The organism is Ignavibacteriota bacterium, assembly GCA_016708125.1.
GTDB lineage: Bacteria > Bacteroidota > Ignavibacteria > Ignavibacteriales > Melioribacteraceae.
Genome location: JADJGF010000001.1, coordinates 2,965,466 through 2,991,012, shown reverse-complemented (window position 1 = coordinate 2,991,012; position 25,547 = coordinate 2,965,466). Strand labels below are relative to the sequence as shown.

18 protein-coding genes are annotated in these 25,547 nt (G+C 31.5%); 4 read left to right on the top strand and 14 right to left on the bottom strand.

All coding sequences use genetic code 11. The features are described from left to right. Positions 1–5 precede the first annotated feature (5 nt). From sprA to IPH62_12960, 6 genes are all read right to left on the bottom strand, one after another. Complete coding sequence (gene sprA, locus IPH62_12985) at positions 6–6,818, bottom strand: cell surface protein SprA (GenBank protein MBK7106190.1); 6,813 nt, start codon at positions 6,816–6,818, stop codon at positions 6–8. Positions 6,819–6,959: 141 nt separating this feature from the next. Next, on the bottom strand, positions 6,960–7,655 hold the full coding sequence (locus IPH62_12980; GenBank protein MBK7106189.1) for a metallophosphoesterase: 696 nt from the start codon (positions 7,653–7,655) through the stop codon (positions 6,960–6,962). A gap of 6 nt (positions 7,656–7,661) precedes the next feature. After that, entirely contained in the window at positions 7,662–9,008 is a 1,347-nt protein-coding gene (locus tag IPH62_12975) for an acetyl-CoA hydrolase/transferase family protein (protein ID MBK7106188.1), read from the bottom strand. A gap of 12 nt (positions 9,009–9,020) precedes the next feature. After that, entirely contained in the window at positions 9,021–10,142 is a 1,122-nt protein-coding gene (locus IPH62_12970; GenBank protein ID MBK7106187.1) for an alanine dehydrogenase, read from the bottom strand. 105 nt (positions 10,143–10,247) lie between these two features. Beyond that, complete coding sequence (locus IPH62_12965; protein ID MBK7106186.1) at positions 10,248–11,201, bottom strand: D-glycerate dehydrogenase; 954 nt, start codon at positions 11,199–11,201, stop codon at positions 10,248–10,250. A gap of 1 nt (position 11,202) precedes the next feature. Beyond that, positions 11,203–12,834 carry a spore maturation protein gene (locus IPH62_12960; GenBank protein MBK7106185.1) on the bottom strand — a complete coding sequence of 544 codons (1,632 nt, stop codon included), beginning with the start codon at positions 12,832–12,834 and terminating at the stop codon, positions 11,203–11,205. Between the two features lie 107 nt (positions 12,835–12,941). On the opposite strand from IPH62_12960, the gene IPH62_12955 reads away from it, so the two are divergent. Next, positions 12,942–13,703: a hypothetical protein gene (locus IPH62_12955; protein MBK7106184.1), complete on the top strand. Its 762-nt coding sequence runs from the start codon at positions 12,942–12,944 to the stop codon at positions 13,701–13,703. Positions 13,704–13,718: 15 nt separating this feature from the next. Here the strand turns inward: IPH62_12955 and IPH62_12950 are convergent, their stop codons facing one another. The 7 genes from IPH62_12950 to IPH62_12920 all read right to left on the bottom strand — a co-directional run bounded on the left by IPH62_12950 (position 13,719) and on the right by IPH62_12920 (position 21,754). Beyond that, positions 13,719–14,165 carry an NYN domain-containing protein gene (locus IPH62_12950; GenBank protein ID MBK7106183.1) on the bottom strand — a complete coding sequence of 149 codons (447 nt, stop codon included), beginning with the start codon at positions 14,163–14,165 and terminating at the stop codon, positions 13,719–13,721. Between the two features lie 20 nt (positions 14,166–14,185). After that, positions 14,186–16,786, bottom strand: coding sequence for an LPS-assembly protein LptD (locus IPH62_12945; protein MBK7106182.1), 2,601 nt, complete (start codon positions 16,784–16,786; stop codon positions 14,186–14,188). A gap of 68 nt (positions 16,787–16,854) precedes the next feature. Further along, positions 16,855–17,808 carry an ROK family protein gene (locus tag IPH62_12940; GenBank protein MBK7106181.1) on the bottom strand — a complete coding sequence of 318 codons (954 nt, stop codon included), beginning with the start codon at positions 17,806–17,808 and terminating at the stop codon, positions 16,855–16,857. A 10-nt stretch (positions 17,809–17,818) separates the two neighbouring features. Continuing rightward, entirely contained in the window at positions 17,819–18,421 is a 603-nt protein-coding gene (locus IPH62_12935) for a hypothetical protein (protein ID MBK7106180.1), read from the bottom strand. Further along, on the bottom strand, positions 18,418–19,407 hold the full coding sequence (locus IPH62_12930) for a Gfo/Idh/MocA family oxidoreductase (protein ID MBK7106179.1): 990 nt from the start codon (positions 19,405–19,407) through the stop codon (positions 18,418–18,420). The genes IPH62_12935 and IPH62_12930 overlap by 4 nt, the downstream gene beginning before the upstream one ends. A gap of 2 nt (positions 19,408–19,409) precedes the next feature. Next, entirely contained in the window at positions 19,410–20,600 is a 1,191-nt protein-coding gene (locus IPH62_12925; GenBank protein ID MBK7106178.1) for a DUF5103 domain-containing protein, read from the bottom strand. 236 nt (positions 20,601–20,836) lie between these two features. Next, positions 20,837–21,754 (bottom strand): DUF4097 family beta strand repeat protein, encoded by a 918-nt coding sequence (locus IPH62_12920; protein MBK7106177.1) that lies wholly within the window; start codon positions 21,752–21,754, stop codon positions 20,837–20,839. A gap of 111 nt (positions 21,755–21,865) precedes the next feature. Here IPH62_12920 and crcB point away from each other — a divergent pair, with 111 nt between their 5' ends. Genes crcB through IPH62_12905 form a run of 3 tightly spaced genes read left to right on the top strand, consistent with a single transcriptional unit; the run spans position 21,866 to position 23,470 of the window. Continuing rightward, positions 21,866–22,231, top strand: coding sequence for a fluoride efflux transporter CrcB (gene crcB, locus IPH62_12915; protein MBK7106176.1), 366 nt, complete (start codon positions 21,866–21,868; stop codon positions 22,229–22,231). Between the two features lie 9 nt (positions 22,232–22,240). Beyond that, positions 22,241–22,585, top strand: coding sequence for a DUF190 domain-containing protein (locus IPH62_12910; protein ID MBK7106175.1), 345 nt, complete (start codon positions 22,241–22,243; stop codon positions 22,583–22,585). Positions 22,586–22,609: 24 nt separating this feature from the next. Further along, positions 22,610–23,470, top strand: a complete 861-nt coding sequence (locus tag IPH62_12905) for an alpha/beta hydrolase (GenBank protein ID MBK7106174.1) — start codon at positions 22,610–22,612, stop codon at positions 23,468–23,470. Positions 23,471–23,664: 194 nt separating this feature from the next. On the opposite strand, the gene IPH62_12900 is transcribed toward IPH62_12905, so the two are convergent. Beyond that, on the bottom strand, positions 23,665–25,542 hold the full coding sequence (locus IPH62_12900) for a Na+:solute symporter (GenBank protein ID MBK7106173.1): 1,878 nt from the start codon (positions 25,540–25,542) through the stop codon (positions 23,665–23,667). Positions 25,543–25,547 lie beyond the last annotated feature (5 nt).

Below are 25,547 nucleotides of genomic sequence, written 5' to 3'. Positions count from 1 at the left end.
ATTAATTATTGAATGGCAATGTGCACATCTAAACCGGCTTCATTTGTTGTAGTCGGCGGAATTCTTGACGCTCCTTCCGGTTCAACTGCAGTTCGTTTATAGAAAATTGAGAGTGTTACTTTTGAACTTAAAGTATATTTTATTCTCGGTTCAATTATTGTTCTTGTTGTTCCGTCTTGCGGTTTTCCGTCTTCGTCAAAATCTTCTTTATCCATTTCAAAAATTACAACAGAATTTTGCGCACTTGTGTAGGATAATGACATTTCAATATCATTTTTCAAATCCAAACCAAATAACGGAAGCGAAAATCCGGATTTTGAAAAACTTGCTGTAACGTTAATATCTCTCGAAAATGATTCAGTAATATTTCTTGTAGTAATTCCAAGATCAAAACTTGATTTTGTAGAATATTTAACGGCGCCGGTTAAATTCCCATCCCAAATATTATCGAACGTTACATTCATTCCGAGTAAAGGAGCAAATCCATAATTAATTCTTTGTGTTTGAGTTTGTTTTTTTCCATCCGGATCGACTTTCCAGCCTTCTGTATATGATGAAGAATATGCATGATTTAAAGAAACTGATTTAGCAATTCCTTTTATGAATTCAAATTTTTCGAGACCTCGCCAATCTAATCTCCAATTTGCCCTTGGGATAAATTTTGAAAATTCATTAAGTATAGGAATATTTTCTAAGATAGGAATACTTTCAAATCCGTCTTCAAAAGCTTTTGCAATATTTTTATTTTTGTCAGCTTGATAAATTCTATTAACTTCAATAATTCCGGCTTTTGAGAAGAAAATCGGTAAATACATAAAAGATTTATCTAAAGTTCCGGTTGATGTAACATCATTAATTTCAACGTTTCCAAATTCATCTGTAGTGATTCTTGTAGTTCTATTCATTCCCCAGCCAACATTCCAGTTTAAGCTTACAGTTGCGCCTTCCCATAAAGGTCGGGAAGTTTTAAAATCCAAAGAATTCTTTTCGGAAAAATTATCCGATAAATTTCCGTTTGGTGCACGCTTACCAATATTTCTGCTTAAGCCAAGCATAAATGCGCGCGATGGTCCGTTTTCATCAATTGACTGCAATCCCCAAAAATTTGTAAATCCGGTTCCTCGGGCTTTAATTCCGCTACCGCTTGCAGAAACTGATTGAGAGAAATCCATACTAATATTTTCATAATCAAAGAATAACCATTTTGATGCAAGTTTAAGATAATTTAATGCTATTGAAAATATCGGTTCTTTTGGTTCGGCTTGAACTGAATCTGCATTTTCTGTTTTATCTTCCAATTCATCATTTTTATCTGCTGAAACTTGTTCAGTTTTTTCTTCTTCAACAGAATCTTCACTAATATTTTTAACGTTTGCCGGTTTTCTTGGATTTCCCCTTTGTTTAGCATTAGCAGAAGCAGCGCCGACAACTTTTTCTTCCATAAATAATGGGGCAGTTAAGGATTTTAGCTTTATGCTTAATCCAGCACGTATATTATTAGAAAATCCGCCGCTTCTTCCTAAAGTATCCTGCTTAAAATTATTTTGCCAATTATAAGAATTAGTATATCCAAGTGTGATATTTAAATATTTATTCAAATCCCAAATTTGCGGAAGTTTAGGCTCAGTCTTCAAATTAAAACTTTGTGCGTAACTATAATCTTTGCCGAAATATTGCCCATTAATAATATCTCTCCAAATATCACTTTCAGAACGACCAATATCATCATAAGCAAGTAAGTGAGCAAAAGACGATGCAACATTTACATTGTATGCAACACCTAAATTTAATAATCCGCCTTCTGTAAATTTCCAGTTAAAACCAAAATCTCTTTTTGCAGTAAAATCCCGCTGAGTATTCATTGCGGCACTTTCCTGGCGGCTTAAGCTTGAGGAATTTCTTCTTGATGCAGATAAACCAGTACTAAATGTTTGAGGTGAAAAATAAATTTTAGCATTTTTGTAATCTTTAAATAGTTCAACAAAACTTCCAATTATAGGAATATCAGCAGCGAAAATATAATTTTCTTTACTAAAATTTAAGGAGTACTTACCGCTTCCATTCCATTGCCAGCCGTTTGAAAAAATCATTTGCGGATTTCTGCTATAAGATTTATTAAAGCTGAATGAAAACTGAAGATTATTTATTATATCTTCAATATACCAGCTCTTGCTTGGGATTTTAAATTTTATACTTGATAGCGACCAAGTATCAGAAATATTTAATGATTGAGAGGTCTTTCTAATTGTTTCTTCTGCAATATTCTCAGCTTGTTTTTCAGTTAAACCCGCTTCCTTTTGTTTATCAACTTCTAATCTTACCGCTTCATCAACATTTATATCCGTTCCGGGAAGATACAATGGTTTAGAAATTGATTCTGATCTTGCATAATTTACACTTAAGCTGCTTCCGGTTAAATTCCATGGAATAAATTTTAGAACATCCAGATTTACTGATCCGCTCCAACTTGAGTTATCTACTCTGGATCCAAATCTCTGGCTTAATTTATGAAAATAGGGATCAGTTTTACTTGCATTTAAACTTACTGTTAATAAATCTGCAAACTTAAATTGTGTTGATCCGCTATATGCCCAGCCCGGAGTATCATCAGCACCTAAAACTCTCAATTCATTTACCCACAATTCGCCGGAAACATCTCCGGTAGAAATACCTTTATTATTAGGATTTTTAATTCCAAATGAGAAATAATTTATTTTCGTTAATGAAGGATTTCCTTTAACTCCGCGCGTATGACCTGGTAACTCATCAATACTTTGAGAATAAAATTGTGTTACGTCTTCCCTTCCTTGTTTTATTGCAGTTAATTTATCAAACGAAATTGAAATTTCACTCCATCCATTTTTTAGAGGATCACCTTTTGTTACCGGCTGACGATATTCATAAAAGTTTGAGGTATCAGTTCCAAATCTAAAATATACTTCTGAACCATAACTATCTTCATTTTCGTAAAATGAAATTGAACCGGGCAAATCACTTTGATCACCGCGTATAAATAATTTCATTTCTTTATAATCAAAAACATCAAGAGGTTTGAATAAATATTTAACTATTTCTCGCGTATCTCCGTCTTGAAGTTTGTTGATTGTCAATTTTAATGCTTGCTCATTTTTATAAACAACTTCTTCGGTTTGTGTTCTGTCTCGTTCCCTTTGAACGCCGGGCGGACTTAGATAATTTGGATCATCTTCAAAATTTATAGTTGCAATTTCCAATGTTGTATCATTTTCACTTACTTTGCCCGGAATGATAACTTTCTGCCATTGATTACCAACCAAATTCATTTCAGCAAATCTGATTCTCAATGGTTCATTAGCTCCGTTTATCCAAACTCTAATTGCTTCAACAATTGTTAAAGTTGGATTACCAATTTTGCTTGTTGCTTGTCGTAAAGGAATTCTAAATTGTCTCCAATTTTTTTCTCCAATTCCGCTTATGTAAGGATTGTTTAACTTCGAAGTATCTAATGGAATTTCATATCTAAAATAACTGTTAACTTTATCAACGCCATAATTTTTATTTTTAAGATCTTCAGTATCAGGCAGTCTTCCGGCATCGCTTAATCTTCCGTTGCCTTCCGTACCATTAATTGTTGAATAGTCAAGTGATCCGAGGGAAAATTTAAAATTATCATTACTCGGATCTCCGTTTCCATCAACATCACCAAATAATGCAATTTCTTCTGCATCAGCTAAACCATCCAAACCAAGATCTTCATTGTCTTCAAGAATATCATTATAGGGCTGTTTGTCTTCTGTGTTAAATTCGTTATTGGGAATTATATCTTCACTAATTTGACCAAGATCAATTATCATTTTTGTGTCGGTTGATGATCTTCCAACGTCTATCCAAAATTCAATATATTCAATGTTTTCTTCAACCAAATTACCGGCTGAGGAAGAAAGTCCGCGCATCATTCCGCCCCAAAGTTTTGATCTATCATCAAGCCTTGGATTATAATTATAAGTTCCCCTTTTTGCAGGATTAAAAATATAATCAAGCACAGTTATATTTCCATCATTTCTTGCAACGTCTCTTCTTCCGCCCCAAATAGAATCAACAGTTACTAATGAAGGTAATCTATTAAACCAATAACTTTGTGCTTTATAATTCATTATTTCAGATTTTTCAAGATTTCCAATTCCATTAATTGAATCCGGAATGCTGATATCTTTCCACCCCGTATAAGAAACACCAACGGGAATAATTCTTTTTGACCTTTCAAAATCATCAATGTAGGCAATACTTTGGCTATTATCACTTTTAATTGTACTTTTTTTAGTATTTGGATCAGGACTCATATAAGCAAATTCACCTTTAAGATTAAAAGATGACATTTCCTTAGTTGAAATTAAATAATTTAAGCCTTTTGTAATAAACGGTAATTCAATTCCGGTTTGAAAATCCATTCCGAAAATTGAGTTATTCAAAGGCTCTTCGCCAATTCTAACTTTATCGCTAAGTGTTGTTTGGTTTAAATTTAAATATGAAAATCCAAATTTTGTTTTTTCGCTTACATCATAAATTCCGCGTAAACCTAAAAGTGTTTTAGATGCAAGCTGGAATAAATCATTTTTTTCGAATGTAATTTTAAGATTTGCACCGGGAACTAATGCATCTTGGTTACGGATAATTACTTGACCGATATTATAATCAACGCTATAATCTGTTCCGGCATCTAAAGTTCTTCCATCAAGAGTAACTTTTACAGAATTTTCCACAACGTTAAATCCAATGTTATAAACAGAAGACGCTGCCGCAGAATATTCGCCAATAATTATAAATTTATCTTGAGCTTTATCGTTTTTAGCAAAAGTTACGGTTGTATCATATATTGCTTGATATGCACGTTCAACACCAAAAGGAAAATCTCTGCCGAATGGCTGCAATTTTGGGAAAATTATTTCTCCCGTTTTAGTTAAGATTGTTCTGTTTTGTTCAAAATCAAAAGCTCCATCCGGACTTCCGCCACCGCTTTCATCACTTAAATCTAATCCAAATTCTTCAAGAATATTTTTCCCATCTAATTCTCTAACCGCTTCTTGTCCGGCAATTTGATAATTTATATCTAATTTAAAACCCTCTTTATTTACATCGCGTCCGCCAATCGGATAAATATTTTTTAACTGCAATTTCCAAGCATCAGCAAAAGTTCCGCCCGGCTGTAGTTTTTCCGGCTTTACTAATTTTAAAACCATTATTGAAGAAGTATCATTAATCTCTTTCAGAAATTCTCCATAATAGTGATCAAATATTCCATCATCACCTTCAATTCTGTAAGCAACAGCAATAGCATCTTCAGTATTTATTTGAGTTCTAAAACTTATAAATCCCGCATAAATATTAACGTCATAATCTTGTCCTTCAATCATTTTTACAAATCTTCCGTCAATAATACTTCTGCCTGGAATTGAATTATTCGTAAGTTGTTTGTAAGAATCTTCATAAGGAACTAAAGAAGTATCAGAAACTCTTGGAGGAAGATCAATAAATGCATTTGCTTTCCTTTCGTTGCTGATATCTATTCTTTGATCAGTTGTTTTCCAAACTTCAATTTCTTTAATTTTATGAAATTTGCTAACAACCGGATTTGCATTTGCATAATATTTCTCAAATAAATTTAGATTTGGATCGGTTGATGCATAATCTAAATCAACAAAATAATGGTTTTGTGAATAATCATAAGCGTGAATTTCAAACTCATTTTTCTGAGTTCCGCCGGAGACAGAAACTTCTTCAACCTCGCTTTTTTTCTGTGACGCTATTGCAGTTAAACTAAACGGACCAAGTTGAAAAAGTGCTTTAATTCCAAAAAGTGCTTCTCCTCCGCCAACCAATGGTGAAGTTTGCAGTGAAACGTTTCCGGCTTCAACATTTTGCACAATTTCATCTTTATAACCTTTATACTGAAGTTTAAGCTGATTTTCATATTCAAACGTACGCTCTGTGTTCCAATCTGCACCAATTGTTAATTTATCACCAATTAATCCATTAACATTAATTTGAACTTGCTGTTTAAAATCCGGTTCGTTTCTTGTATTTCCTAATAACGAAGCGGTTACTCCTTCTGTTGTTTCATTTCTCCAAGCACCATGAATATCAACAGCACCGCTAATTTTTAGACTAATTTTAGGCGGACCGAAAATACTTAAAATTCCAACGCTTGGCAGAGGAATTTCAATATTTGTGATGTCTTTAATTAATTGTCCTAAATCATCGCCGGATTCTTTAAGCTCATAAGTATAGCCAATATTTTCCCAAGAACTTCTTTCAACATTTTCTAACCGCATTTTTACATATTCATCTAAAGGAATTTTTAACGGCAATCTCACTTCGCTATTTGCAATAAATTCTCTAATTATTACAAAACTTCCGGTGGAATCCAATTCAACTGTTCTTTTTATAAATCTTTCGGATGGATAAGCAAAAAAACCAATTTTTCTATCTGGTTTAAGTTTTAAGAATTGATCGTCGGTTCTAACATATTTAAAATTTTTCAACCTATAAGTTGAATCAAGTTTCATCGAATCAAATTTAGTTGAATCATATTTCATATTTGACATTTTTAATGAGTCAAATCTTGTTGTATCGGAATCAAAAATATTTGTAGAATCTGCAACTTTCGAAAATTGATTTGGCTGGTTTGTTAATAATTCATCAAAATTCAGATTTATTTTTTCATAATCCAAATTTGTATGAATATTATTTTTTGAGGCAAATATAAAAGCAAAAGCTGATAAAATTAATAATACCAGAAATGCACTAAATATCTTTTTTTTATTTTTATTCTCTAACTTCAAATTGTACGAAAAGCCTAAATAAATGAGAATTTTAATTAACGTAAAAAATTATTCTATAAAGCCTCCTTTTAATAGGAATGGAAAATTATCTATTTCAATATTAATTATCAATAAACGAATTAAATAGTCAAAAATATCTGCCTATATTTTATGAATATCTTTTGGAACTGTAGCAACCGATAAAATTTCAATAATTTTGCTGTGTTCAATTATTGCGGCACTTAACTTATTTCCTCTAAAAGCGCCGGTATCAATATAAAGTGAATGAGAAGATTTATCAAACTTAGGTTCTAAATTATGAGTATGACCAACAACTTGTAATTTACCTAAATCCAAAAGTTTATCTCTGTTCCACATAACTCCGTGATCAGATTCAATTTCATGATCGATAATTTCACCAAGAATATTTAGATCTTTTTTAAATCCGGATTTAAGAAACTTTTTATAAAATGATGAAAATCCGGCATGAGTAATAAATGCATCTTCATGATTATACCAAAACGGCTGCTGTTCAATATATTCAATATGATCCCAAACTTTATCCGGTTCAAATTCATAAGCGGCTAAAGTTTCGCCGTTATCATTATGAATCCATGTTCTCGCAAAAATACTTCCCGGTGATTTAAAGAAATGAGAAAACATTAAATCATGATTTCCCGGAGTGAATTTAATCCCTTTTTCCTTAATAAAATCAACTGATTCCAAACAATAATGTCCGCGGTCCAACAAATCTCCAACCGAAAAAATTTCTGCACAGGGATACAGATTTTTTATTTTGGAATATAATTCTTTTAGGGTGTAATAACATCCATGAATATCGCCGATAACTGCAATCATTTTTACCTAAATGAAATATGTCTCTTTAGCAAATTTAGTAAGTTCATCTCTAAATTTTGGATGAGCAATTTTAATTAACGCTCTAACACGTTCTTGAATGCTTTTTCCAAATAGATTTGCAACACCATATTCTGTTACAACGTAATGAACATCACCTCTTGAAGTAACTACCCCCGCCCCCGGTTTAAGTATTGGAACTATTCTTGAAATTTTTTCATCCTTAGTTGTTGATGGAAGTGCAATAATTGGCTTTCCTCCTTCAGAATGAGCCGCACCTCTAATAAAATCAACTTGTCCGCCAATTCCGCTGTAAAATTTTGTACCAATTGAATCTGAGCAAACTTGTCCGGTTAAATCAATTTCTAATGCAGAATTGATAGCAACCATTTTATTATTCTGCGCAATTATAAAAGGATTATTTATATATTCTTGCGGATGAAATTCAAAAATTGGATTATTATCAATAAATCTAAATGATTTTTTTGTACCAAGTACAAATCCAGCGATAATTTTACCGGGATGCAAAGTTTTTTTCTCACCATTAATTACGCCGGTTTCAACAAGCTCAACAATTCCATCGCTAAACATTTCTGTATGAATTCCCAAATCTTTATGATTTTTCAAATTCTTCATTACCGAATCCGGTATTGCACCAATTCCCATTTGTATTGTTGAACCGTCTTCAATCATTTCCGCAATGTATTGTCCAATTTTATCATAACTTGCAAGCATATTTGGCGCAGTGTTTGGATCAACTTGCGGAAGTTCCATCAGCGGTTCACTTTGTTCAACAATAAAATCAATTTTATTTAAATGAATAAAACTATTTCCCAATCCGCGCGGCATTTGATCATTTATTTGAGCAATTACAATTCTTGATTTTTCTGCGGGAGTTTTAATATTTCCCACATCAATTCCATAACTGCAAAATCCGTGTTCATCCGGAGGCGAAACATTTATCAAAGCAATATCCGGAACAATAACTCCGCGTTTAAACAACATTGTAACTTCTGAAAGAAATATCGGAATAAATTCTGCTCTTCCCTCATTTATAGATTTTCGTGCATTTCCTCCAATAAAAAAAGCTTTGTGTGTAAAATGTTTTTCCATTCCGGGAGCTAAATATGGAAGATCGCCAACAATTAAAATATGATATAAAATTACATCACTTAGTTCATCTTTTTTTCTAACCAAAGCTTTAATAAGTTCCATTGGTGCAGCGCAGCCCGGTTGAATTACAATTTTATCGCCGGATTTTACAACTTTTAAAGCATCATCCGATGAAAAAACTTTTGATTTATATTTTTCGCGCCAAGTAATTTTTTGTGTTCTATTTAAAATTTCTGATGTCATTTTTTTAACTTTTTAATTCGTTGAAAAAATATGTAGTCTTCTATATTCCAAACTAAATGTATCGGCAATAACTTCGTTTGTACAAGTACCTAAATAAGTGCAAACTCCTTTTGATAATCCAAGATCACCTAACAATGCATTCGATAAGCCATTATCGGCAATATTCATAATGTATTCAAGAGATGCATTTGTTAATCCGTAACTTGCGGTTCTGGCAACAAGTGCGGGAATATTCGGAACGCAATAATGTATTACATCATGTTTGATAAAAATAGGATCCGATAAAGTTGTTGGATAACTTGTTTCAACGCATCCGCCTTGATCAATTGAAACATCAACAATTACAGCTCCTTTTTTCATTGTTTTAACCATTTCTTCGGTAATAATATTTGGCGATTTTTCTCCCTTAATTTGAACTGCACCAATAAAAAGATCCGCAAATTTTACGCCGCGTGCAATTGTTAAAGGATTTGCAACTACAGTGGTAATATTTTTTGAAATAGAATTTTCAATTCTTCTTAATCTTCGCAGATCATTATCCAAAACTATTACTTGAGCACCAAGTGCATATGCAGTGCGGGCAGCATTATATCCAACTACTCCGGCTCCTAAAATTACAACTGCAGCTGGTGCAACTCCGGGAATTCCACCTAAGAGAATTCCTCGTCCGGATGGAACATCACTTTTAAGAAATTTACTTCCAATTTGAACAGCAAGCTGTCCCGCAATTTCGCTTATTGTTTGTAATACCGGAAGATGATCATTTTTCTCAATCAATTCATAACTAATTGCAATTGCTTTCTTCTCAATTAATTTTTCAAGAATATATTTTTTCCCGACAGATAAATGTAAAAAAGAAAATATAATTTGATTTTCTTGAATTAGATTTGCCGCTTCGTCAGTCAGCGGAGTTACTTTAGCAATTAATTCAGCACGTTGAAAAACTTCTTCAGCGCTGTAAACAATTGTTGCACCAACATCAATATAATCTTGATCTGTAAAATGGCTTCCTAATCCGGCTTCAGTTTCAATAAATATTGAATGTCCGGATTTTACTAAAGCATCAACTCCGGCTGGAGCTATTGCAACTCTTTTTTCTTCTCGTAATGTTTCTTTTGGAATTCCGATTCTCATAAATAAAATAATTTAATTAGTTGTATATCAAAATAAATAGAATTTGCAGTCAAATCAAAAGATTTTTAATTCTTTCTTATATATAAGTAATTTGAAATAAAGGAATTAGCAAACCGGTGTTAAAGCTTTTTTTCCGTTAAGAACATTTATTATATTTTTTGCGGCAAGTTCTGCCATATTGTTTCTTGTTTCAAAAGTTGCGCTTCCGATATGAGGTAAAAGTACGACATTTTTTAGTTTGAATAGTGATTTATTTAAGTTAGGTTCGTTCTCGTAAACATCAAATCCGGCGGAAAATATTTTTTTATTCTTCAATAAATGAATTAAATATTTCTCTTCAACAATTTCTCCTCTTGCAGTATTGACCAAGATTGCAGTTGGTTTTAACAAATCAAGTTTTTCTTTACTTAGAAGATTTTTGGTTTCCGAATTTAACGGAACATGGATTGAGATAACATCGGATTCTTTCATCAATTTATCCAACGAAACTTTTTTGGCATTTAATTCTTTCTCAAAATCTAATTTTCTACTTTTTGAATAATACAAAATTTCACATCCGAAAGATTTCATTCGTCTTGCAGTTGCTTGTCCAATTCTTCCCGCACCGATAATTCCAACTTTTTTTCCGGTAAGTTGAATTCCTTGTAAAAGCTGAGGTTCCCAGCCTTTAAATTTTCTATTTCGCACAAAATTTTCTGCCTCAACAATTCTTCTTGAACAAGCAAGAATTAATGAAACCGCAATTTCTGCAGTTGCATCGGTTAAAACATTTGGCGTATTTGTAACAACAATTCCTTTTTGTTTTGCGTAATTAATATCAATATTATTGAAGCCCACGGCGTAGTTTGCAATAATTTTACATTTTGGTAACTGATCGATTAATTCTTTATCAAATTTATCCGATAAAACCGAAATAATTCCATCTGCATCTTTTGCATATTTTAATAATTCTTCTCGATTCATATTTCTATTTAATGAAAATTCTTTTACGGAAATTCCATTTTCTTGCAATAAATTTTTTGCAACCGAAGAAATTTTTCTTGTGATAATTACTTTCATTTTAACCAAATAATAATTTTACAATAAATATTGCGCCAAGAACTCCGGCGATATCTGCAATTAATCCGGCGGCAAGTGCGTGTCTAATTTTTCTAATATTTACGGCACCAAAGTAAACTGCAATTACATAAAATGTTGTTTCGGAACTTCCGAAAAATGTTGAAACTAAAATTCCAATCATCGAATCCGGACCGTGAGTAGCAATTATTTCCGCCATAACTCCTAAAGAGCCGGAGCCGGAAAGTGGTCGCATCAAAGCCATTGGTAAGGCTTCCGCCGGCATCCCAATTAAATTTGTAAATGGAGTTAAAATATAAATTAACATTTCCATTGCACCGCCTGCTCTAAAAATCCCAATAGCGACAAGCATTGCAACTAAATAAGGAATTATTCTGATTGCAACATTAAATCCTTCTTTGGCTCCTTCGATAAACATTTCATAAATTTTAACTTTTTTAATTGCGCCGTAACCAACAAAAATAAAAATCAACATTGGGATTGCGAGAATTGAAATAATTTGAATTATTGATTTAAATAATTCCGGATTTAGAAAACTCAAATAACTCATTAATGAAGTTGCTAAACCGGAAATCGCTAAAGCAAAAATTATTAGAATTGCTGCAGAAAAAATTGTTAAACCTTTTCTACTTGATTTTATTAAACCAGAAATTCCTCCTTCTTTAAGCGGAAATTTTTCTAAAATTTTGGCGGATGTAATTCCCGCAATTGTTGCGCAAGATGCGCCAAATACTGAAGTTCCGATAATTATTGCCGGATCGCTGCTTCCCGAAGCGGCTCTAACTGCAATTGCCGTTGCCGGAATTAATGTTAATCCCGCTGTGTTTACCGCAAGAAAAGTACACATTGCATCAGTTGCAACTCCTTTATTGGGATTTAATTTATCAAGTTCTTCCATCGCTTTTAAACCGAATGGAGTGGCGGCATTTCCAAGTCCCAACATATTTGCAGCCATATTCATAATCATTGCGCCCATTGCCGGATGATCTTGCGGAACCGAAGGATATAAAAATTTAGTAAGCGGTTTCATAACATTTGCAATAATTTTTATAAGTCCGGCTTCTTCGGCAACTTTCATAACTCCAAGCCACAATGTCATAATTCCAATTAAACCTAAAGCAATATCGACCGCAGTTCCGGCATAATCTAATGCTGAGTTTGTAACATCTTTCATTTTTGAAAAAGAAATATTTTCCAAAATTAAATCTGCCGAATATTTACTTCCATTTATTTTTTTTCCAATAAAAACTTCGCCGGTTAAATCATCTTCTTTGCCGGAAATTTTTGCCATATTTTTCCAAAAAACCGGAGTTTTCTCATCAACTATTAAAAATAAAATGCTTGATTTTTTTACTTCAGAAAAAGTTACGAATGCTTTTTGTTCAATATCAGTAAGGCTTTGCGTTTTATAGAACGAATTAAATCTTTCCTTTGGAATTTTGATAATTACTGAATTTTTCCCCGTTTGAAAATTTTGTGTAGAATCTTCAAGAATTATTTCCGCGGATAATTTTACATTATTCTGATATTTGTTTTCAGATTTATCAATAATATCCGTGGTAAGAGCTACGCCAATTCCTAACATTAATAAAGCAAGCCAAACATAATTTAACATTTGTAACTCCTTGATTTTAGAGAAGAAAAATTGAATTTTGCGATACAAGTTATAAATTATTACAATAATATAACATCAACATTTTTGATAATTATTTAGAAATAAAAATGAAAATTGCAATTTGTCAATTTAGCCCAAGCTGGAACAATAAAGAAGAAAGTATTTTAACAATTGAAAAATTAATTTCTAATTTGGAAAAAGGAACGGACTGTTTAATTTTTCCAGAAATGACTTTAACCGGCTTCACGATGGATGCGAAAGCAAATGCCGAAGAAATTGACGGAACCGGAATTACATATTTTCTCAAACTTGCGCGAAGAAAAAAAATAGAAATTTTTGCCGGAATTATTGAAAAAGAAAATTCCAAATTTTATAATTCATTATTTCACTTTAATTCTTGGGGAATAATTCAAGCTGTTTACAGAAAAATTCATCCTTTCACTTTAGCAAAAGAAAATGAAAATTATTCTGCGGGAAATGAAATTGTCGTTTCTTCAATTAATAAATTAAAAATTGGACTTTCAATTTGTTACGATTTAAGATTTCCGGAATTGTACAGAATGAATGTAAAACAAGGTGCGGAAGTTTTAATCAACATTGCAAATTGGCCGATTAAAAGAATTGATCATTGGAAAACTTTATTAAAAGCTCGTGCAATTGAAAATCAGTGTTTTGTGATTGGAGCCAATAGAATTGGGACTGATCCGTATTTTGAATATAACGGATGTTCAGCAGTTTTTAATCCAATGGGCGAAGAATTAGTTTTTGTTGAGAACGAAGAAAAATTAATTTACTGCGAAATAAATCTTGATGGCGTTAAAAATATTAGAGAAAATCTTCCTTTTTTAAGTGATATGAAATTGATTTAGTTTTGACTATAAAATTTACACTCCAAACATCTTTTTAATTTCATCATCAGCAATTGATTTTTGAATTTGTTCTTCTGAAATATTTTTTTTGTGCGAAATTAACTTTACAAAATCTTCACTCTTTAAAACTTCGCAGCTATTTACTTTTGCGTAATTATAAATTTTCAAATCGGAACTTACCACAATTAGTAATTTGGGATTTTTTTCAGAATCAATTTCATTAATAATTTCTGTATCAGCGGATTTATTATTAGAGTAGATAATTTTCATTTTTGTAGAATGAAGCGGATCATTTTCAAATCCATCAAAATGAAGATTAACTTTAACTTTTTTATCCGAAAAATATTTATCTAAAATTTTGATAAGATTTTTTCTTGATTGACTTTTATCTTTTTGTTGCAGTGTAAAAATGGATTTTATTTTTCCAATTAAATTATTTCCATCTATAATATATTTTTTCATTATAAAATTTTTTAATAAAATTATCTTCCGGAAATCCATCCGCCGGTTTTTGTTACTTTAACATCTCTTAATTCCGGAGCTTTCATTCTAATTTCAAATCTATAGCCGGTGTAAGTGCCAATTGGATTCCAGCTAAAATTCATTTCCCAGCATTCTAAATCTCTGTAAACTGTAATTCGCGGTGCGGCAATTTCATCATTCTGAAAATCATAATTTCCCATAACTCCAAATTTCCAATTTTTTGTTAGATTAAAACCAAGATTTACTCCAAGATTTGAACGTACAATTCCCGGCGCCGGCGATGGTTTAGAAAAATTGTAAGAATAATTTAAAGTTAAATTCCACGGAATAGAAAAATCAGTGTCTTGTTCTTCATATAATCCAACATGATCTTTTTTCTTGAATGATGTAAATTCTTCATCAGCTTCATCAGTTTTTTTTCCGGTTCTATCTTCTCCAGAAAGTTTTTCGGCGGATAAAGTTGTAGAAACAGAAAATTGTAAATTTGTAATTCGTAATAAACCTTTGCCGTTATTGGCAAGATATTGGTTGATCCTTTTTGTATCTATAAAATCATAAAATGTGTAAGATGAAGATCCCGAAAGATTTAATAAATTGCTGATATTTGTTCTATAGTTTAATCTCAAATCCGAAAGATTATTACTATCTGCCGCAAAATTATATCCGGTGGAAATATCAAAATTTAGAAGTGTAATTTTTTTAGCTTCGGAAGTTGTATCGGTTGGATCTTTCAAAGTTTTCATTTCAAACACATTGCCTAAAGAAAAATTTATACTTTGCGATTCTCCTTTTCCGGAGCCGCCAAACACTTCATTTGCGTACGGATCATATTTTACAATTGTTCCATCTGTTTTTGTATAAGAATCATAGTATCCCCATTTTTCATCGGAGAAATCCGGAGTATAATTGTAAGAAATACTTGGAATCAGCGTATGACGAAAAGCATCAATTCCCAACATTTGCGGCTGAAACATTCCGTACAATTTGGTTGAAGTTCCCAAACTAAAACGGAATGTACGAATCATATTAATTTCATGTTCATCTTTTGAAATTATAGTATCGTGATCACTTGTTTTATAAAATGAATTTAACAAACTCGGAGAATTTGCAATATCTTGAACGGTTTCAACAACATAATTTGTTTTTTTGTTATACCATTTTTCTACATAACTTAAACTTGGAGTAATATTAAAATAGCTAAATTTTGGCGAAGCGCTTGCGGTAATGTTATGCTGAATTCCGCCTCTGATCTTAATATCGCCCATAATATTACTTTTTTTATTTACTAAATTTCCCGAGTAATTCATTCCAATATATTCATACCATTTTTGATTGCTTGGCGTGCTTGATGAACTTTTAAACGGATAAAATTGATTTTTTGAAATTGACATATTTGGTAAACTTTCTTGAATGTTGAGTGAATCAAGACTTTGTGTTCGAGAATAATTCACGTTCATACTTATTCCATAATCATCCCATCTTTTAGAAAGAGTTGCATTAGATGTAATATTACGTTTTAGCAAATCATTATAACTTGTAGTATTATTTGTAAGATAAGTTCTTGATTGAAAATTTAAATTTGCAGATAAATTTAATGTCGGCGTAAATGTTTGACTATGTGATAAAGAAAGATTCCAATCCGTACTTCTTTGTTTATCGGGATCTTCATCTTCGCCAATTAAAATTTTGGAATAACCGATATTTAAATTTCCGTTAAAATCATATCTTTTTGCATATCGCAATCTGCTTCGTAAACCGTAACCGCCGCGCATATAATAATCGGCATTCATTGTTAAATCCATATAATCATTAACTGCAAAGAAGTAACCGAAATTTTTAAAATATTGTCCGCGGTTATTTATTGATCCGTAAGTTGGAGCAATTATTCCGGAACGTCTTCCTTTTTCATTTGGGAAAACTGCAAACGGAATTGGGATTGGAACCGGAACTCCGCCAATATGCATGAAAATCCACTTTGCAATTATTTTATCTTTTTGAATTACTTTCATTTCTGAGGCAGTAAAATGTGTATGCGGAGTATCGCTTTCACAAGTTGTGTACATTCCATCTTCAATAAAAAATGTATTTTTATCAACTTTATTTACATTTTTGCCCTCGTATCTTGAATCTTCTTTTTTATTTTTAGCCGCAGAAATAAATCCTTTTTTGGTTTTGAAATTATAGCGGAGTTTTGTTCCTTCGTAATTTTCATCAGCTTCTTTTAAAACCGGAGTTTGCGCCAAACCATTTACGGCATTTGTATCTGCCGAATCAATTATTCCTTCGGCTTCCAAATCGCTTGTCTCAAAATTTACATTTATTTTTCCCCCCGTTAAAGAAGTTTGTTTATACTTAATTTCGCCTTTCCCGTAAATAATCATTTTCTTACTGGGGATATTAAACATTAATGAATCTGATGCGCTGCTGTAAACAATATCATCAATTTCATTGGATTTAGTTTTTGCAGAATCGATTTGTAGATTTTGGTTTGAAGTAATCGAAGTATCAACTTTTAACAATGAAGAAAGTGAATCACTATTTTGTGCAAACGAATTACAAAATGTAATTCCCAAAATCAAAATTAGAAAAGCTATCTTCATTTGTGATTAATTTGTTTATGTTCTTCTATTAAAAACTATTCAACAATATTTAAAATATTGGAAATAATTTAATCATAAAATACTAATGAAGAAGCACCTTTAATTCCCGCATTATTTTTTAATTCAGCAGGAAGAATTTCAATTCTTGGTTTAAGCGAAGTTAAAACTCTTGATTTTAATGATTCTTTTGCGGCATCGAACAAAGGTTTTCCAAAACCGGAAACTCCGCCGCCAATTATTATATTGCATATATCAAGTATATTCACAATAGAAGCTAACCCATGTCCTAATGTTACACCTAAATATTTTATATAATCGATAGAAAATTGATCGCCAAGAAGTGAAGCTTCATGAATTGTTTGAGGAGTTAGATTATCTAAATCATTATTTATTAATTTGAAAATTTTAGAATTTTTTTGCTGGTTTATTTTTTCCTTTACGTCTCTAATTAAATAATTATTTCCCAAATATGCTTCCAAACATCCAATTGAGCCGCAATTGCATTTTACACCGTTATGATCAATTGTAACATGACCAATTTCTCCCGCACCGCCAAAATCACCTCTAAAAAGTTTTTTGTTATAAATAATTCCGCCGCCAACTCCGGTTCCGAGAGTTATCATTATAAAACTTTTTAAATCTTTCCCAGCACCATAAATTAATTCTCCAATTGCCGCAGCGTTTGCGTCATTTTCAACAAAGGTTGGAATTGAAAATTCATTACTAATAATTTTTCCAAGATGAACTTTTCCCCATCCAGGTAAATTTGGGGGATTTTCTACAGTTCCCTTTTTTAATGAAACAACTCCCGGTGAACCAATTCCAATTCCTGTAATTAAATTTTTGTTCCCATTTAATAAAGTAGAAATACCTTTTTTAATTTGTCCCAAAGATTTATCAACACCTTCTTCAGCCAATGTTGGTATAGAAATTTTTTTAACTATTTTTCCTTCATGAGTTACTAATCCAATTTTAATTTTTGTACCGCCTAAATCAACACCAACCGCATATTTAATTTTCATAACTTTTCTCTTAATTAAATGATTTATCAATAATTGTTAATGGACTTGGATAAGTTAAATCTCCAATTTGAGTTCCTAAAACTGGTTCTGCAACTATTCTAATATTTGAAGGCGAACCTTTTGCTCCGCCTAAATTTAACGCAAGGTTAACAAGATTATTCAAACCATCGCCGCTAAAAAATTCAAGTAAATCCAATTTCATTTCCAAAGGAATTGTTGTTGAATTTTCTATTGCGGGAACTGAAACCGGATTTGAAATATTTCCCGAAATCGTTTTTTTATCATTGATGTAAAGCGTCCATGGAAATGATTTTAATGAAATATCCGCAACTAAATTTGCATTTGATTTGTTTGGATTTTGCGCTAAAACATTTACTGTAAATGTAACCGGGAAATTTCCGGAAACAACTTGCGATGTTAATTTTAATAAATCGGTTGCTGCAAAATCTTTTAATTGTGTTTTATCTGAAATTAATAAATTCCCGACTTTAAAATTATTTACGGCTCCAAGTTTAAATTTCAGTTTTGATAAATTCATAAGTGAATTATAAACACTGCATGATGAAAATAATGCAGTTAACAAAACAAAAAGTATAAATCTTTTATTTATCATTTTAATTTTGACTCCTCAATTTTTTCCAAAATAATTTGAGCAACTTTTAGTGCTTCTAATCCATCTGCACCGCTAACAACGGGTTTTTTATCATCAAGAACAGCATCAACGAATAAATGCAATTCGTGTTTTAAGGCATTTATTTCTTTTACTTCCGGTTGTTCGTAAATTACAGCTTTTTTGTTTTCGCCAACTCCAATTTCACCGAATGAAAGAAAATGTTCAAGATTCATATCGTTGGGAGAAATTAATCTAAATACTTCGGAAACTCCCGAATTAAAATCCACTGAAATGTAAGAATCTTTTTGAAACATTCTCATCTTTCTCATTTTTTTCTGTGAAATTCTGCTTGCCGTTACATTTGCAATTGCACCATTTTCAAATTCAATTCTCGCGTTTGCAATATCAATACTTTCTGAAACCACAGCAATTCCGCTTGCTCTAACTTCTTTAACTTTACTTTTTATCAGACTTAAAATTATGTCAATATCGTGAATCATCAAATCCAAAACAACCGCAACGTCAGTTCCGCGCGGATTGAATTGAGCCAAACGATCTGTTTGAATAAATTTTGGATCAAGATGATATTTTTCCAAACTTAAAAGTGCGGAATTAAATCTTTCGATGTGACCAACTTGTAGTTTCAGATTTTTTTCTTCAGCAATTTTCACAACTTCTTCGGCTTGCGGAATTGTACTTGTGATTGGCTTTTCCACAAAAACGTGAACATTTTTTTCAAATGCTTTTTTAATTAAATCATAATGTGCGCTTGTTGTAGAAACTATTGAAACAGCATCAACCGAAGAAAGAAATTCATCAAGCGATTTAAAACTATTTGTTTTATTTTCATCGGCTACAAGTTTTGCAACATCATAATTTAAATCATAAACTCCAACTAAATTTGCTCTTGGAACATCTTTAATTAATTTTGTGTGAATTTTACCTAAGTGACCGGTTCCGAGAATTCCAACTTTAAGCGATTTCATTTTTATCTCAATATTTGCTTGTAACCAATTATCTGATCGTACTCACCAAAAAGCGGCGATTTGTAATACAAAAATATGGAATATTTATTATTTGTTTCCCAAAAATTTCCTTCAAAAATCCGCCAATCAATATTTTCAACTTTATCGTCATCAATATTTCCGGTAACAAATTGGTAATCGTAAATTCCTCTCTTTAACTCCAAACTAATTTTATAATTATTTTTAGCATAATTTAATTTATACCAAGGCAAAACTTCCCAATTTGTAAATGAGCCGACTATAAAAATATCTTCATCAATTGGGTCCGGCGGACTAAATTCAAATGTTGCAATTATGTAATCTGCATATTGATTATTTTTTTGCATCAAACTAAAACTTCCATTTAAATCTTTTTCACCTAATTTATAAAATCGGGAATATTCAATTCCATCAAAATGCGCGCGGGTTTGCGGATGTTGATATTTATTATGATCATTCAAATTAACTTGCCTATATTCTTTTCCGGGTTCTAAATCTCTTGTAATAAATGTAAAAGATTTGGAACCGTCCCATTCATAATTTTTATTTTCTTGAAATGAATTTTTTTCCAACATTTGCGAAAAATTAATTTCGTAATTCTTTATGATATTTACAAAATCTACTCTAAATGGATCAAGAGAATCCGGAATTACAAAAGAAGTTTTAAGATTTAGAACTCTATCCAATTCATTGTTTGATGAAATTTTTCCTTCTCTTCTCCAATTTTGAATATCTGTTTTTAATTCGACAATATTTTCAACAATAAAAAACTTTCCAAATTCGTAAATAGTTTCTTTATCATAAGAATCGGTAATATAGAAAATCCAATTTCCGCTTATGTTAAAATTCACATTATTATTCGGGAAAGTTTCATTTACAAAATAATTAGCTCCATCGGTTGTGTTTGGAAGTCTTTCAACATTTACATTGAACAAAGCGTTATCGCTCGTTCCTTGAAGTAGCAAATTATCATATGTTTCCCAATTTTTATTGCATGCTTGAAAATGAATTGCAAATGAAGGAATTTCTTCGGATTCAACTTCAAAATAAATATTTAATTTATCTTTAGTTCCGAGTTTTAAAACCGGTAAGGAATGTTGATTTTCATTAACATAAACTTTCAGACTTTTAATTATTGGTTCAGATGCAGAAATATTAATTTTAGAAAACAGCAATATCAAAAAAAATAAAAATGATTTTGTAAAAAAAATATTCCGTTTAAGAAATTTTATAATTGATTTGGCTTTCATTAATTTTTTAATTGTATGAATAATTAAGGCATAAAAATAGTAAATTTTAAGCGGTAAACAATGGATTGGATTTTGACCTAACTTAACGAATTAGAAAAAAAAGGGAAAAAATGCCACTAAATTAGCGGCACTTTATAAAGAAAAATTTTATTAAAAAGAATTTACTTTTGAGAAAGCTGTATATCTCCGCCGGAAGTAGTACAAATAAGTCTTTTTCCACCTTGGTTCAATTTTCCAATTAGTTTTGTCTTTGTTACTGAAACAATATTTGTATTTGAAAAATTATTGCGAATACTTCCTCCCGATGTTTTTATTTCAGCATCAGCATTTATTTTACTTGGAACAATTACATCAATATCTCCGCCGGAAGTTGACAGTTTAATATTTTGATCTTTTCCGGAATAATCCAAGAAAATATCTCCGCCCGATGTTTCCGCATTTACTTCGCCGTCTGCGGATTTTATTACAACATCACCTCCGGATGTTGCGGCATTTACTAATCCGCGTGCATCGCTTATTTGAATATCGCCGCCGGAAGTTGCAACATCGGAATTTCCGTTAAACTTTTCTAAAACTATATCGCCGCCGGATGTTGATGCGTTTAATTTTCCTTTTGAATTTTCAACGAAAATATCGCCGCCAGATGTTTTCAAATCAAGTTTACCGTCAATTGTTTTACTTACAAGATCACCGCCGGAAGTTTTCAATTCCAAATTAAATTCCTTTGGAACCATAATTTCATATTTCAAATCAATTTTACTAAACCAGCCAAAAATTTTGCCGCCTTCTCTTTCGCCGATTACTTCAACAGTATTTTCATCTTGATTAAAACTATATTCCATTTTTGATTCGGCATTTTTATTACCGAATATTTTTATATCAACTTCATTTTTATCCCAAGATTTTACAACAACATCGCCGACATCAGTTTTTACAACTAAATTTTCACCCAAGCTGACTTTAAAATTTTTCTTCTGAATTAATTCAAGTTCCTTTTTATCCATTTGCTTGGCAAAAGAAATATTCACCAAAATTAAGCTCAAAAGAAAAAAGAATTTTTTCATCAAATTATTATTCATAAATCCTCCTTTATTCACAATGTAATTTACATTTAATAATTTAGACTAACTTCAGTCAAAAAAGTTGGTATATTTGCAAAAAAATTATTTAAATAATTATAGAATATTTTAATGAAATTTTTACTTGTCTTTTTAGGCGCGGGAATTGGCGGAAGTTTACGATATTTTATTTCAGATTTTGCTTCAAAAATTTTTCCCATTTATTTCCCATTTGGAACTTTAGTTGTAAACATTTTGGGAAGCGTACTTCTCGGTTTTTTCATTTTTAGTTTGGATGAAAAAGAATTAATTTCCAACAGTTTAAAGCTTTTTCTAACAGTAGGATTTTGCGGAGGATTTACAACTTTTTCAACTTTTTCTCTCGAAACAATTAATCTTCTCCGCGATTCACAATTTCTATTTGCCGGTTTAAATATTTTACTAAATGTTGTTATAACAATTTTGGGAATTTATTTCGTCTATATAATTTCAAAATAGAAGGTAAATATGAATTATCTAAAAGCACAATTGCTAAGAATTTTTATCGGCGAAAATGATAAAATTGGACCAATTCCGGTTTATGAAAAAATAGTTGTTTCCGCAAAAGAAGCAAACCTTGCCGGAGCCACTGTTTATAAGGGAATTATGGGTTTTGGAAAAAATAGTAAAATTCATACAAGCAAAGTTTTAAGACTTTCGGAAGATTTGCCTTTGGTAATTGAAATTGTTGATTCGGAAGAAAACATTCAAAAATTTTTGCCAACAATTGATGAAATTTTAGAAAAATCAAATTCCGGCGGACTGATTACAATTGAACAAGCAAATATTATTAGACATTTTTCTTCAAAATAATTTGTTAAAATTTGTGAGTGTAAAATGAAAATCGAAAATTTACTTAAGTATTTTTTAACGATATTTTTTTTATTGAATAGTTTAAATTTTTCTCAAGATTCTGTAAAATATAGACATGTTGAAATTGGTGAAATAAGAGAAGTAAAATCAAAAATAAATAATGTTGAATATGAATTGATTATAAATTATCCATATTCATATTTTGAAGATACAACAAAATATTATCCGGTAATTTATTTTACAGATGGATTTTATGATTTCCCGCTTCTTTCAAGTATTTATGGCGGACTTTCTTACGATCAGAGAATTCCCGAATTCATAATTGTAGGATTTTCATACAAGGGAAATGTTGATTACGGAAGTTTGAGAATGAATGATTACCTTCCCACAACATTTGCCGGAACTAATATTGGAGGCGGTGCATCAGAATTTTTAAAAGTTGTTGAAAATGATTTTATACCTTTTATGGAAAATAATTTTCGAGTTTCAAAAGCATGGCGAGCGTTAGGCGGAAGTTCAGCCGGAGGAGTTTTTACTTTATTCGCAATGTTCACAAATCCCAGTCTGTTCAACGCATATATTTCTATAAGTCCGGCAGTTGAATTAAGCAATAATTGGATGTTTAATTTTGAAAATGAATTTTTCAAAAAAAATAAAGAGCTTGATGTAACTTTATATATGACCGGCGCCGAAAAAGAATTACCGGAAAGACCAAATTTTCTAAAATCGATAATTGAATTTGATAAAATATTACAAAATCGTAATTACAATAATTTTAAATACAAATTTAGAATGTTAGACGATGCTTATCATTCAAGCTCAAAACCGGAAGGATTTACAAGAGGAATTCAATATATTTTTGAACCGCTTTTGCAATTAAAATAAGATTTACTAAAGGCAATTTTAAAATTGAAATCTAAAAATTTTCAATTTCTTAATTGCCTTATTACAAATAATGAAACTTCTGAAAAATTAAATTAAAGGTGCTTGTCATTCCCACGAAAGTGGGAATCCAGAGAGAATTCAATAGATCCAGTTTTCACAGAATGACAATTTGAATATTTCGGAAGTCTCTAATATTATTTAAAATTTCTATAAATAACTAACCCGCTTATAACTGCTAAAACTGTATATATTAAAAAATTAGTTGTAAAACCGAATAATAAACTACCTAATCCAAATAAAAATGAATAAACCAGAACAACACCAAAAACCCAATTTGCAAAGGCTTTTCCAAAATTCATTTCACTTTTAATTGCGCCAACTTTTGATGCAATATTTTTCCATCCAATTCCGCCCGGATATGTTCTTTTGTAAAATTCTATAAGTTTATTTTCTTCAACCGGTTTTGTTAAATATGTAACGGCAATCCAAACTAAAGATGTTCCAAATACAATTGGATAAAGCGTAATTGGCGATTCCAATCCGTAACCATATTTTGCAATTGGATAAATAATTAATGGTGCAATCATTGCGGAAATTTCTGACCAAGCGTTTATTCTCCACCAATACCAACGTAAAATTAATACGGCTCCCATTCCGGCACTTGCATTAATTATAAATTCCCAGGCTCCGGAAATAGATGAAAGAAAATATTTTGTAACGACTAATGAAAAAATTGTCATTAAAATAATTCCTATTCTGGATACAGCTACATAATGTTTTTCTTCAGCATTATTTCTTATAAATCTCCTATAAAAATCATTAATTAAATATGATGTTCCCCAATTTAATTGAGATGCAATTGTTGACATATATGCCGCAAGAAAAACTGCAATTAACATTCCCAATAAACCAGAGGGTAAATACTTTAACATTAATTTGGGATACATAACTCCGGGATCAACTGTATTCTCATATTTTTCATAATAAGTTTTAAACTCGGCATTGTTTAAAAGATTTTGGTCAACGGAATTTAACTCACTTTTTGAATTAACTTTTTCTGCACTTTGGAAAAATGTAATGTTTTCTGTTTTTAAATTTTCTACTGTACTTCTTGGAAGCAAAATTAAAGAGGCTAACGCAACAATAATCCATGGCCAAGGTCGAACGGTATAATGTGCAATTGTAAACCAAAGAGTTGCAAGCACACTGTGTTTTTCATCTTTTGCAGACATCATTCTTTGGGCAATGTAACCGCCGCCGCCGGGATCTGCGCCGGGATACCAACTGCTCCACCACTGCAATGCAACGTGTGCTAAAAACGCTCCAACCGAAAGAGCAAATACTCCACTTAAGGTTTCACTTACTCCAATATTTCCAATTGATGGAAAAAATTCTAAAGTTGATTCCGGTAATTTATTTTTAAGATTTTCTAAACTTCCTATTTCCGGCTGCTGAACAATAATTATTGCCAGAACAATACAGCCAATCATTGCAAATACAAATTGGAAACTATCAGTTCGCGCAGTTCCTAAAAGTCCGGAAGCTGTTGAGTAAACTGCAATAATTAAAGCCGTAATTACTACCAAAGTAAAAGGATCAAAAGTTGGAATAACAACTGAAAATATTTTTTCCATTGCTTTATTAACCCAGCCCATTACGATGGCGTTCATAAACAAGCCGAGATATATTGCTCTAAATCCTCTAAGCCATGCGGCAGATTTTCCGGAATAACGTAATTCAACAAATTCAACATCTGTTAAAATATTTGCTCTTCGCCACAATTTTGCAAAAAAGAAAACAGTTAACATTCCGCCAATTGCTAAATTCCACCAAAGCCAATTTCCGGCAATTCCATTTTTTGCCACAAGCTCAGTAACAGCTAAAGGCGTATCTGCGGCAAATGTTGTTGCCACCATTGCAGTTCCGGCAATGTACCAAGGCATATTTCTTCCGGAAAGAAAAAATTCTCCGGTATCCTTCCCGCCTTTCTTTGAATAATACGCAGCAATTCCAAATACAACTATGAAGAATGTTACTATAACAGAAATATCTAACCAATTAAGTTCGCCCATTATTT